Genomic DNA, 12,331 nt, shown 5'->3' on the forward strand with positions numbered 1-12,331 from the left:
TCGACACCAGCTACTACAGAGTGTCGTTGTGAGTGCCGTTGCCGATCAGGGCCTGCGCAGGATCAGCGCGTCGCCCTGCCCGCCGGCTCCGCAGAGCGCGGCGACCGCGTACCCGCTACCCCGCCGGGCCAGTTCCAGCGCTGCGTGCAGCGTGACCCGGGCCCCGGACATGCCGATCGGGTGACCGATCGCAATCGCGCCACCACTGCGGTTGACCTTCTCCGGGTCGACGCCGAGTTCCTTCGTCGACGCCAGCGCGACCGCGGCGAACGCCTCGTTGATCTCGATCACCTCGAGCTGATCGAGCGAGATGCCCTCCTTGGCGACCGCCTTCTTGATGGCGTTGGCCGGCTGGCTCTGCAGCGTCGAATCCGGGCCGGCGACCACGCCGTGGGCGCCGATCTCGCACAACCAGGACAGGCCCATCTCCTGCGCCTTCTCCTTGCTCATGACCACGACCGCGCAGGCGCCGTCGGAGATCTGGGAGGCAGAACCCGCGGTGATGGTGCCGTCCTTGCGGAACGCCGGGCGCAGGCCGGCCAGCGACTCGGCGGTGGTGTCGGCGCGGATGCCCTCGTCGCTGGTGAACTCGATCGGATCGCCTTTGCGCTGCGGGATCTGCACCGGGACGACCTCGTCAGCGAAGACGCCGTCCTTCCAGGCCCGGGCGGCTTTCTGGTGGGAGCTCGCGGCGAACTCGTCCTGCTCGGCACGCGTGAACTTGTCGACGTCGTTGCGCTGTTCGGTCAGTGCGCCCATCGGCTGGTCGGTGAACACGTCGTGCAGCCCGTCGTAGGCCATGTGGTCGACCGCGGTCACGTCGCCGTACTTGTAGCCCGAGCGGCTGTTCATCAGCAGGTGCGGCGCCCGCGTCATGGATTCCTGGCCGCCGGCCACCACCACGTCGAACTCGCCGGCCCGGATCAGCTGGTCAGCCAGGGCGATCGCGTCGATGCCCGACAGGCACATCTTGTTGATGGTCAGGGCCGCGACGTCCCAGCCGATACCCGCGGCCACAGCAGACTGGCGGGCGGGCATCTGGCCCGCGCCCGCGGTCAGCACCTGGCCCATGATCACGTATTCGACGGCCGACGCCGGCACCCCGGCCTTCTCGAGCGCACCGCGGATCGCGACGGCACCGAGATCGCTGCCCGAGAAGTCCTTCAGCGAACCCATCAACTTGCCCACCGGAGTGCGAGCTCCAGCAACGATCACCGACGTCGTCATGACTACCTCCACGTGAGTTTCGAGCGGCTGCCAAGAGGCTATCCGTAGCCACCGATCTATTCGAAACCGATCTTGTTAGGTAACTTCGCTGTTATGACCGCCGAGCAGACTGACGCCCGTCCTGTGCTGGCCACCGCGCTGGTCACCGCCATCGATCACGTCGGCATCGCAGTGCCCGATCTCGATGCGGCGATCAGGTGGTACCACGACCACCTCGGCATGATCGTCCTGCACGAAGAGGTCAACGAGGAGCAGGGCATCCGCGAGGCGATGCTGTCGGTGCGTGGCGCGCCGGTGGGCAGCACCCAGATCCAGCTGATGGCCCCCATCAACGACGAGTCGACCATCGCGAAGTTCCTCGACAAGCGCGGACCGGGCCTGCAGCAGTTCGCCTATCGGGTCAGCGACCTCGATGCTCTCTCCGATCGTCTGCGCGAGCAGGGTGTGCGGTTGATCTACGACAAGGCCCGTCGCGGCACGTCGAATTCGCGGATCAACTTCATTCATCCCAAGGACGGCGGCGGCGTGCTGATCGAGCTCGTCGAACCGGCCCAGAGCACTCACTAGCCGCTCACCGACCGTCACGACCAGCGACGCGTCGGCCCCCGGGTCGCGCGGTGAGTCCAGCACGGCGTGTGCCAGTGCCGGCGATCGTCCACATTCGCGTCCCCGCCGTCAGCCGGCCACACCACGACATGGGCGGTGCCAGGCCGGATCTCGTGATCGCAGCCCGGGCACCGATACACCTTGAGCGCACGTGCTCCCGGCACCGCGCGGACCTCGTAGTCGAAGCCGTCAGGGCCGGTCTCGATCCGTCGAGGGGCGGGCAGCGGCGGGTTCTGCCGTGGCTTACGTGCCGGGCGCCGGCCCATCAGAACAGTCGGAACTCGTCGTTGTCCATCCCACGCATCTTGTCGTAATCGAGAGTCAGACAACGGATTCCGCGATCGGTAGCGAGCGTGCGGGCCTGCGGCTTGATCTGCTGGGCGGCGAACACCCCGGCCACCGGCGCCAGGAGTGAGTCCCTGTTCATCAGCTCGAGGTAACGGGTGAGCTGCTCGACACCGTCGATCTCGCCGCGGCGCTTGATCTCCACGGCCACCGAGCGCCCGTGCTCGTCGCGGCACAGCAGATCGACCGGGCCGATCGGCGTCATGTACTCCCGCCTGACCAACGTGTATCCGGCGCCGAGAAGCTCGACATGCTCGGCGAGCAGCGCCTGCAGGTGCGCCTCGACGCCGTCCTTGACCAGCCCGGGATCGACCCCCAGCTCGTGACTGGAGTCGTGCTCGATCGATTCCACGGTGATGCGCAGCTGCTCCCCCGCCTTGTTCTCGACGACCCACACCGGCGCTTCGCCGTCGGTCTGCTCGGAGACCCAGCAGGGCGGCGACATCCAGTTCAACGGCTTGTAGGCACGGTCGTCGGCGTGCACGCTCACCGACCCGTCGGACTTGAACAACAACAGTCGCTTGGCCGACGGGAGATGCGCGGTGAGGCGGCCGACGTAGTCGACGGTGCACTGGGCGATCACGAGACGCACCGAACCACCATAGATGGCCGCCGGCACTCACTAGGCTGAGGCAACAATGAACGCCACGAGGAGCGTGCCGCACCGATTGGGCCGGGTGCTGGAGCGCGTCACCCGGCAGAGCGGTCGATTGGGGGACACCCCCGACTACGGCTCCTGGTTGCTGGGCAAACCGGAAGAGAACCAGGCGCGGCGTCGCATCCGCATCCAGATCATCCTGACGTTCTTCCTGCTCTTCACCAACATCCTGGGCATCGGGGTGTCGCTTCTGCTCAACACTGTCGCCATCCCCGTTCCGAGCGTGTTCACCGATGCACCCGCCTGGTTGACGTTCGGTGTGGTGCCCGCCTACATGCTGGTGGCCCTGATCATCGGCACCGTGTGGATCACTGCGCGGACGGTGAACTCGATGCGGTGGGCGGTCGAGGAGCGCACGCCCACTCGGGAGGATCAGCGCAACGTGTTCCGCGCGCCCGCCCGGGTGGCGAAGAGCGCCCTGATTCTGTGGGGTGTCGGCGCGGCACTGCTGACGCTTCTGTACGGACTGCAGGACTCCGCGTTCATCCCCCGGTTCCTGTTCGCGGTGGGTTTCCCCGGAATCGTCGTGGCGACCGCGTGCTACATGATCACCGAGTTCGCGCTGCGGCCCATCGCCGCCCAGGCGCTCGAGGCGGGCCGGCCGCCGCGCCGGCTCACCCACGGCGTCATGGGGCGGACCATGACGGTCTGGCTGCTGAGCTCCGGAGTTCCCGTGCTGGGCATCCTGTTGCTCGCGATCTTCTCCCTGTCACTGAGCAACCTGACCAGCACTCAGTTCGCGGTGGCGGTGATGATCATCGCGCTGGTCGCGTTGATCTTCGGCCTCATCCTGATGTGGCTCCTGTCGTGGCTGATCGCGACCCCGGTGCGAGTGGTGCGGTCGGCGCTCAAGCAGGTCGAGGACGGTGACCTGGACTGCAATGTCGTGGTGTTCGACGGCACCGAGCTCGGTGAGCTGCAGCGCGGCTTCAACGCGATGGTGCACGGTCTGCGGGAGCGGGAAAAGGTGCGCGATCTGTTCGGCCGCCACGTGGGCCGAGAGGTCGCGCTGGCCGCCGAGAAACAGCAGATCGAGCTGGGTGGCGAGGAACGCTATGCCGCCGTCATCTTCATCGACATCATCGGCTCGACGAAGCTCGTCACGAGCCGGCCGGCGGTGGAGGTGGTCGAGCTGCTGAACCGCTTCTTCGACGTCGTCGTCGACGAGGTCGACAAGCACCACGGCCTGGTGAACAAGTTCGAGGGCGACGCGGTGCTCGCGGTGTTCGGCGCGCCGGTGCCGCTGGACAATCCGGAAGCCGAGGCGCTGGCGGCGGCGCGTGCGATGGCGCGCCGGCTGCGCGCCGAGGTGCCTGAGTGTGACGCGGGCATCGGGGTCGCGGCCGGTCAGGTCGTGGCGGGCAACGTCGGCGCCAAGGAGCGGTTCGAGTACACGGTGATCGGCGAGCCGGTCAACGAGGCGGCCCGGCTCTGTGAACTGTCCAAGAAGGTGGACGGGCACCTCGTCGCATCCTCGGAGGCGGTGACGAAGGCGACCGAGGACGAACGTGAGCGCTGGGTTCTCGGGGAGACCGTGACGCTGCGGGGTCATTCCGAACCCACCCGCCTGGCCACGCCCGTCGACCAGTCCTGAGCGCTGCGCATGTCCCGCCGGGACATGCGCCGGTGTCGACATCGGTGATGGACAGTTCTGCGCCGGCCCCCGCACCATGATGGGCACGACCCGAGGGAGGCATTGCGATGACGATCAGTGTGGCCGAGCTCGCTGAGCTCTCCACCGCGGTCGGCGACCTGTTGGCCGACGCATGCACCGAGGCCGACGTGCGCCGTGTGATGGACTCCGAGGACGGGTTAGATCGACACCTGTGGGCACGGTTGGCCGACCAGGGCGTGCTGGGCATGCTGGTCAGCGCCGAGTTCGGCGGACTCGGTTTCGGTGCAGCCGAACTCGAAGCAGTCGCCGAGGAGACCGGCGCGGCGCTGCTGCCCGCCCCGTTCATCTCCAGCGCCGTGCTGGCCGTCGCGCTGGTCAACGCGGCAGGTACCGACGAGGACAAGGCCCGGCTTCTGCCGTCGCTGGCCGACGGCACGACTATCGCAACGGCGGCGGTGACGGGGCCGACCGGAACATGGACACCCGATGGGGTGGACGTGCGGGTGGAGACTCGAGTGGATTCAGACGGCACTCTGACCGGCTCGGCGCACTACGTCACGTGGGGACACGTCGCCGACGTCGTCCTGGTCGCCGCGCGGACCGACGACGGGATCGGTGTGTTCGAGGTGGAACCCACCGCGCCCGGGTTCGAGTGCCGCGCCGCAACGGTTTTCGACCCGACCGTGCGGTTGTCGACGATCACGCTGGCGGGCACGCCGGCCCGACGGCTCGGTACCGCCGGGTGGGACGCGGTGAGCACCGCCCTCGATCTCGCGGTCATCGCATCGGCGGGTGAACAGGTCGGCGGGGCACGGCGCATCTTCGAGATGACGGTCGACTACCTCAAGACCCGCATACAGTTCGGTCGGCAGATCGGCAGCTTCCAGGCACTCAAGCACATGGCAGCAGATCTGCTGATCGAGGTGGAGAACGCCACCTCCGCCGCCCGCCACGCCGCCGCCGAACACGCCGAAGGTAGCGAAAACACCTCGGGTGCCGTCGCATTGGCCGGCTTCACATGCGCAGAAGCCTTCCACACGGTTGCGCTCGACGCCATTCAGATGCACGGCGGGATCGCCTTCACCTGGGAGCATCCTGCACATCTGTACCTGCGGCGCGCCCGCACGGGCCTGCACCTGTTCGGCGGCACCAGCCTCCATCGCGAACGCTACCTCGTCTCGAAAGGCGCCTGAGATGACCGACGAGACATTTCCCAGCGCGGACGAGTTACGCATCGAGGTTCGGGAATGGTTGCGCGACAACTGGTCTCCGCTGCCGGCCAGCAGTGACCCGTGGTCGAGTTCACCGGAACGCATCGCGTGGATGGAGAAGGTGCTCGACGCCGGCTACGCGGTGCCGACGTATCCCACCGAATGGTTCGGCCGCGGCTACCCCAACAGGCTGGCCTTCGTGATCGCCCAGGAGTTCGCCGCGGTCAAGGCACCAGGGTCCCGACAGGACAGGTACAACATCCCGGCCAACACCGTGCTCGCGCTGGGCACCCCGAAACTGCGCGAGGAACTGCTACGGGACTTCCTCGTGGAGCGCGCACGCACCTGCCTGCTGTACAGCGAACCCGGTGCCGGCTCGGACCTCGCCGCGGTACGCACCACGGCGGTGCGCGACGGCGACGAGTGGATCGTCAACGGTCAGAAGGTGTGGACCTCGGGCGCCCACACCGCCGAGTATGCACTGTTGCTGGCGCGCACCGACTGGGATGTGCCGAAGCACAAGGGACTCAGCCTGTTCATCCTGCCGATGCGGCAGGCCGGAATCGATGTGCGTCCCCTGGTGCAGATCACGGGCGAGACCCACTTCAACGAGGTGTTCATCACCGATGCCACGGTGTCCGACGCCTACCTGCTCGGCGGCGAGGGCAACGGGTGGCGCGCGTTGCAGACCGCGCTGGCCTACGAGCGTTCGATCATGGGCGACGGCAATCGCGGATCCCGAAACCGAAAGGCGGACAGCCTGATCGACTTGGCCCGCGAGAACGGGGTTCTCGGCGATCCAGCTCTGCGCCATCAGTTGGCGTCAGTGCTGGCGATGCGGGAACTCAACCGGCTCAACAATGCGCGCGCCAAAGCCGCGGCGATGCAAGGCACTTCCAGTTCCATCATGTCGCTCGGCAAGCTCGCGATGTCGCGGATCCTGCACACCGAGGCAGCGCTCAAGACCCAGATCATCGGCGCGCAGGCGCTGTTGGCAGGCCCGGCGAACCCGGTGTCCGACGACGTGAACTTCCTGACCCTCAACGCGTTCTTCACCTCGATCGGCGGCGGCACTGACCAGATCCAGCGCACCATCATCGGGGAACGCGTCCTGGGGTTACCCAAGGAACCGGAAGCTGATCGCGACATCCCGTTCCGTCAGGCCCGCCGGAACTGACCGACATGTCTTCTCCTGCCTACGATCCGCCACTGGCGGGCGTGCGCGTCCTGGATGCTTCGACTGGTCCGATGACGGCTGTCGGCCGCCTCTACGCCGACCTGGGAGCCGATGTCACGGTGCTGCGTATGCCCGGTGTCACCGTCGACGATCCCGTCGGCCCCCTCGTCGCATCGGTACCCGTGCAGACCGCGATCGACCGCCACGGGCTGCCCACCACCGAGATCGATGCGTCAACAGCTCAGGGCCGCAAGCAGTTCGACGCTCTTCTCACCGATACCGACATCTTCGTCGAGAGCACCCGCCCCGGGTCCCCCGCCGAGGCGGCGCTGTCGGTCCGTACGCTTCGGGCCCGTCATCCCGCTTTGGTGATCCTGTCGATCAGTGACTTCGGGCGCGACAACGACTTCCAGTACTGGCAGGCGACGACACCGGTGCTGCACGCCCTGAGCAGTGAGCTGTCACGGTCGGGCATCCCCGGTCGCGCCCCGCTGGTCCCGCCGGTGCAGCTGCCCTATCGGGTGGCTGCCGCCCAGGCCGCGGCGATGACGCTGGCCGCGTTCCTGGATCGGTTACGCACCGGCGACGGCGATCTCATCGACTTCTCGGTCCTCGACGGTGCGATGCAGACCCTGGACCCACCGTTCGGGAGCGCGGGCAGTGCGTCGGCCGGTGTCGCGCTCAGTGCGCAGCAGCGCGACTGGGATGCCGAGCGGCAGCGCTACCCGATCATCACCTGCAGGGACGGACACGTCCGCATCTGCGTCCTGTCGAAGCGTCAGTGGCGCGGCATGTTCGCGTTGATGGGCAGTCCGCAGGAGTTCGCCGACCCGTCCTACGACAAGCTCGGCAAGCGTTTCCACTCACCGCATCTGCAGGAGGCGATCGCACGGTTCTGCGCCGACAAGACCCGCGCCGAACTCGAGGAGCGGGGCCAAGCCCACGGTGTGCCGACGGCCGCCGTGCTGACGTTGTCCGAGGCGTTGGCCGCCGACCACTTCACTGCCCGCGGCTTCTTCCGCGACGTGGAACTGGCGCCGGGTGTGGTGGCGCCGATTCCGGCCGGCGTGTGCGAGATCGACGGTCATCGGGCCACGGCACCACTGCACGGCGGGTCCGAGCGCATCGTGTCGGCACCGATCCTCGGGGCGCGCGAGCGTCCGGGCCGGGGCCTTCCGCTCGAGGGGCTCCGTGTCCTGGACCTCGGCGTGATCGTCGTCGGCGCCGACACCGGCCGCATCTTCGGCGACCTCGGCGCCGACGTCGTCAAGATCGAGCATTCCGCGTATCCCGACGGCCTCCGTCTGGGCAAGCCGACGGCGATGACCCAGCCCTATGCAGCCGGGCACCGCAACAAACGCTCGATCGGCATCGACCTACGCGACGACGGAGGTCGGGAACTGGCGCATCGCCTGGTGCGGTGCAGCGACGTCGTACTCACCAACTTCAAACCCGGAGTGGCGGCGTCACTCGGGATGGATCACGCGACGTTGCGTGAGGTCAACCCTCAGATCGTGGTCGTCGACAGCTCGGCGTTCGGCCCGACCGGGCCGTGGGCCGCGCGGCTCGGCTACGGACCGCTGGTCCGTGCCGCGGTCGGCTTCACAAACCTGTGGGTGTACCCGGGCGAGCCCGAGACGTTCTGCGACACCGTCACCGTCTATCCCGACCATGTCGCGGCCCGCATCGGCTCGCTGGCGGCGCTGGCCCTGCTGATTCGCCGAGAACGCACCGGAACTGGTGGCGCCGCGAGCATTTCGCAGGCCGAGGTGATGCTCACCCATCTCGCCGCAGACATCGCCGCCGACGCCCTGCGGCGGTCCGGGCACGTCCACACCAGCCCGCCGGAACCCGACGTCCCGTGGGGCGTGTTCGCCGCCGCGGGCGACGACGAGTGGGTGGCAGTGACGCCACGCACCGACGACGAGCTGGCCGCGCTCGCCCGCGTCGTGGGCGTTTCTGGCGCCTCGGGGCGGCAACTCGAGGACGCACTGCGGGCGTGGACGGCCGGCCGATCCAAAACCGCTGCGATGACCGAGCTTCAGTCCGCGGGCATCCCTGCCGGCGCGGTACTGCGCGCCGACGAAGTCCCCGGCTTCGACTACTACCGGCAGCGGAGGATGTTCCGCGAGGAGCTACACCCGTTCGGGTCCACGCCGTTCGTGATGGAGAACGTCCAGATCCACTGCGCCCATGTGGCAGATCCGCCGTTGGGTCAGGCACCGCTGTTGGGCGAGCAGACCGCCGAGATCGCCGCCGACCTCCTGGGCCTCGATCCGGCGCAGATCGCCGACTTGCACGACCGCGGTGTGCTGGAGACGCCGCAGGTGGACGGGGTGCGCGCCGCGATCTCGTAACATGCCCGTAGGTCGCGGACGGGCAGGGGATGGACATCGACTTCACCAGGCTCAGGTACTTCGTCGCTGTCGCCGATGAACTCCACTTCGCGCGCGCCGCCGAGAGGTTGATGATCACCCCTCCCCCGTTGAGCAAACAGATCAAGCTGCTCGAAAAGGAACTCGGCGGTGAGCTTTTCGAGCGCGGCTACCACGAGGTACGACTGACCCCACTGGGGCAGCGCCTGATCGGTCCGGCGCGGGAGATCCTGCGTCAGGTCGAAGACTTCACGACGGCGGCTCAGCAGCAGATCCGCGGACTGTCGCCGCTGCGGGTCAGCGCGACGGCGTACGCACCGTCGGATCTGCTCGGTCAGCTGGAAGCGGTGATCGCCGGCCTTCCGGGGCCGGTCGAGTTCAGCATGCCCGGCTCCGCGGCGGAGGTGACGGCGATGCTGATCGCCGGTCGGGCCGAACTCGGACTGATCCACCTGCCTGCCACGGACAAACGCCTGCGCTCGCGGGTCGTCGCCACGTACCAGGGTGGCATCGCCGTGCGCTTCGACGACCCCCTGGCGAGCAGGGACGTCGTGTCGATCGAGGAGCTCCGCGACCGCGAGGTCGCGATCGACTTCGCACGTCCGAATCCTGTGGTGCTTGCCGGGCTGACCCGACGTCTCAATCGCCGAGGCGTCCATCGGATCGTCCGCACCACGAACATGCGCGGAGGTGAAGTCGAGATGGCGACCCAGGTGTTCAATCGCCACCTCGTCGCCGTGGTGAGTTATGCCCCCGACTCGTTCATCGGAAAGATCTTCTCCCCGCCTGAATTCGCGCTGATCCCCGTCGACGAGAGCACATGGGCGCCGGCGGAGATCGCATTGGCGTGGGTGCCGGAACGACTGGGGGAACGATTGGGCGACGTGGAACGGATGGTCGCGCAGATCTCCGAGCGGTTGGGGCCGGCACGCCGCGGCGGCTGAACTGCGATGTCGATTTCCCGCTAGTCCCTGTCGTCGGCACGTGCCATTGTCGAGATGTGCACTCCGATTTCGACCGCTGCTACCGCGCCGTCCAGGCCAAGGACGCGAGGTTCGACGGCTGGTTCGTCACCGCGGTGTGCACGACGAAGATCTACTGCCGGCCGAGCTGCCCCGCGCGCCCACCGTTCGCGCGCAACGTCGAGTTCTTCCCCACCGCTGCGGCCGCGCAGAGGGCAGGGTTTCGCGCCTGCAAACGGTGCCGGCCCGACGCATCCCCAGGTTCGCCGGAATGGAATGTGCGCGGTGATGTCGTGGCGCGGGCGATGCGACTGATCGCCGACGGCACGGTCGACCGCGACGGAGTCACGGGATTGGCGGCGCGGCTCGGCTACACGGTTCGTCAGCTGGAACGCCTGATGCGGGCCGAAGTGGGGGCCACGCCGCTGGCGCTGGCCCGGGCGCAACGCACCCAGATGGCGCGGGTCCTCATCGAGACCACCGACATGCCGTTCAGTGACGTCGCGTTCGCGGCCGGCTTCGCCAGCATCCGGCAGTTCAACGACACAGTCCGCGCGGTCTGCGATCTGACCCCCACGATGCTGCGTCAGCGGGCACACGAACGGCTCGACGACGCTGCGGGAAGCAGCGGCGTGCTGTCCCTACGGTTGCCGGTGCGCACACCGTTCGCCTACGAGGGCGTGTTCGGTCACCTGGCGGCGACCGCAATACCGGGCGTGGAGGAAACACGCGACGAAACGTACCGGCGCACACTGCGACTTCCCCATGGCGGCGGCATCGTCGAACTCACACCGCAGCCCGATCACGTCAGGTGTGTGCTTCGGCTCGAAGACTTCCGCGATCTCCCGGCCGCCATCGCCCGGTGCCGACGCCTGCTGGACCTCGACGCCGACCCGGAAGCCGTGGTGGACGCCCTCAGTGGCGACGAGCGGATGGCCGCAGTGGTCGCCAAGGCTCCGGGTCAACGCATCCCGCGGACTGTCGACGAGCACGAACTGGCGTTGCGTGTCGTTCTAGGACAACAAGTCTCGACCGCGGCCGCACGTACGCATGCCGCTCGACTCTCCGCAGCCTACGGGCATGCGGTCAGTGATCCCGGCGGTGGCCTGACCCATACGTTTCCGTCGACCGAGGATCTCAGCGACATCGACATGCGCCACCTGGCGGTGCCGAAGGCTCGCCAGCGCACCGTGACGACGTTGATCGACGCGTTGGGAAGCGGTGCGCTGGTGCTGGATACCGGAAGCTCGTGGGAGCGCGGCCGCGAGCAGTTGCTGGCTCTACCCGGCATCGGGCCGTGGACGGCGGAGATGATCGCAATGCGCGGCCTCGGAGATCCCGATGCGTTTCCGGCGACGGATCTCGGCGTCGTGGTCGCGGCGCGTCATCTTGGACTCGCGGAGGACGCGAAGTCGCTGGCCGTGCACAGTGAGCGCTGGAGGCCATGGCGTTCCTATGTGACACAACATCTTTGGACAACGCTCGAGCACTCGGTCAATCAGTGGCCACCGAAGGAGACATGATGGAGAGCGTGAAATACCGGACCGTCGAGAGCCCTATCGGGGTTCTGACTCTGGCGGGCGAGGGCAACCGTCTGCAGCATGTGCGGATGGTCGAGCAGACGTATGAGCCGAGCCGCGCCGGTTGGCAACCCGACGATGACGTGTTCGCCGACGTCGTGGAGCAGCTCGACGAGTACTTCCGCGGTGTCCGACAAGAGTTCGACGTCGAACTGGAGCTGGTGGGCACGGAGTTTCAACGCACGGTGTGGGCTGCGCTGCAGACGATTCCGTACGGCGAGACACGCTCGTACGGTGAAATTGCGGCACAGATCGGAGCACCCGGGGCGTCCCGTGCGGTCGGACTGGCCAACGGGCACAACCCGATCAGCATCATCGTTCCGTGCCATCGCGTGATCGGCGCCAACGGAAGTCTCACCGGGTACGGCGGCGGACTCGATCGCAAAAAGACGCTGCTCGGAATGGAGAAGCAGTACGCGCCGGCAGGAGCCACGCTCTTCGATTGACGTCGTGAAGCACAAATGCCTGTGCCCCCCAACAGAATTGGGGGGCACAGGTCAATGTGTGTTCGGCGGTGTCCTACTTTTCCACCCGGGTGGGTAGTATCATCGGCGCTGGTAGGCTTAGCTTCCGGG

11 protein-coding genes are annotated in these 12,331 nt (G+C 67.5%); 8 read left to right on the plus strand and 3 right to left on the minus strand.

Going from position 1 to position 12,331, the window contains the following annotated elements; all coding sequences use genetic code 11:
• Nucleotides 1–45: 45 nt before the first annotated feature.
• Nucleotides 46–1,227, minus strand: coding sequence for an acetyl-CoA C-acetyltransferase (locus ACZYYX_RS26320; protein WP_463817733.1), 1,182 nt, complete (start codon nt 1,225–1,227; stop codon nt 46–48).
• 93 nt (nt 1,228–1,320) lie between these two features.
• Here ACZYYX_RS26320 and mce point away from each other — a divergent pair, with 93 nt between their 5' ends.
• Nucleotides 1,321–1,794 carry a methylmalonyl-CoA epimerase gene (gene mce, locus ACZYYX_RS26325; RefSeq protein WP_463817735.1) on the plus strand — a complete coding sequence of 158 codons (474 nt, stop codon included), beginning with the start codon at nt 1,321–1,323 and terminating at the stop codon, nt 1,792–1,794.
• 14 nt (nt 1,795–1,808) lie between these two features.
• Here the strand turns inward: mce and ACZYYX_RS26330 are convergent, their stop codons facing one another.
• A complete protein-coding gene (locus ACZYYX_RS26330) occupies nt 1,809–2,099 on the minus strand; it encodes a hypothetical protein (RefSeq protein ID WP_463817736.1) in 291 nt (96 codons plus the stop codon).
• Nucleotides 2,099–2,770, minus strand: coding sequence for an endonuclease NucS (gene nucS / locus ACZYYX_RS26335; RefSeq protein WP_463817737.1), 672 nt, complete (start codon nt 2,768–2,770; stop codon nt 2,099–2,101). The genes ACZYYX_RS26330 and nucS overlap by 1 nt, the downstream gene beginning before the upstream one ends.
• A 46-nt stretch (nt 2,771–2,816) precedes the next feature.
• On the opposite strand from nucS, the gene ACZYYX_RS26340 reads away from it, so the two are divergent.
• The 7 genes from ACZYYX_RS26340 to ACZYYX_RS26370 all read left to right on the plus strand — a co-directional run bounded on the left by ACZYYX_RS26340 (nt 2,817) and on the right by ACZYYX_RS26370 (nt 12,202).
• On the plus strand, nt 2,817–4,430 hold the full coding sequence (locus ACZYYX_RS26340) for an adenylate/guanylate cyclase domain-containing protein (RefSeq protein ID WP_463817739.1): 1,614 nt from the start codon (nt 2,817–2,819) through the stop codon (nt 4,428–4,430).
• Nucleotides 4,431–4,537: 107 nt separating this feature from the next.
• Nucleotides 4,538–5,644, plus strand: coding sequence for an acyl-CoA dehydrogenase family protein (locus ACZYYX_RS26345; RefSeq protein ID WP_463817742.1), 1,107 nt, complete (start codon nt 4,538–4,540; stop codon nt 5,642–5,644).
• A gap of 1 nt (nt 5,645) precedes the next feature.
• Nucleotides 5,646–6,839, plus strand: a complete 1,194-nt coding sequence (locus ACZYYX_RS26350) for an acyl-CoA dehydrogenase family protein (RefSeq protein ID WP_463817744.1) — start codon at nt 5,646–5,648, stop codon at nt 6,837–6,839.
• A 5-nt stretch (nt 6,840–6,844) separates the two neighbouring features.
• A complete protein-coding gene (locus tag ACZYYX_RS26355; protein WP_463817746.1) occupies nt 6,845–9,196 on the plus strand; it encodes a CaiB/BaiF CoA-transferase family protein in 2,352 nt (783 codons plus the stop codon).
• Nucleotides 9,197–9,225: 29 nt separating this feature from the next.
• A complete protein-coding gene (locus ACZYYX_RS26360) occupies nt 9,226–10,158 on the plus strand; it encodes a LysR family transcriptional regulator (protein WP_463817747.1) in 933 nt (310 codons plus the stop codon).
• Nucleotides 10,159–10,214: 56 nt separating this feature from the next.
• Nucleotides 10,215–11,699 (plus strand): DNA-3-methyladenine glycosylase 2 family protein, encoded by a 1,485-nt coding sequence (locus tag ACZYYX_RS26365; RefSeq protein WP_463817748.1) that lies wholly within the window; start codon nt 10,215–10,217, stop codon nt 11,697–11,699.
• A complete protein-coding gene (locus ACZYYX_RS26370; RefSeq protein WP_463817749.1) occupies nt 11,699–12,202 on the plus strand; it encodes a methylated-DNA--[protein]-cysteine S-methyltransferase in 504 nt (167 codons plus the stop codon). Before ACZYYX_RS26365 ends, ACZYYX_RS26370 begins: the two co-directional genes overlap by 1 nt.
• Nucleotides 12,203–12,331 lie beyond the last annotated feature (129 nt).

Source organism: Mycobacterium sp. IDUB_1, from assembly GCF_055419625.1.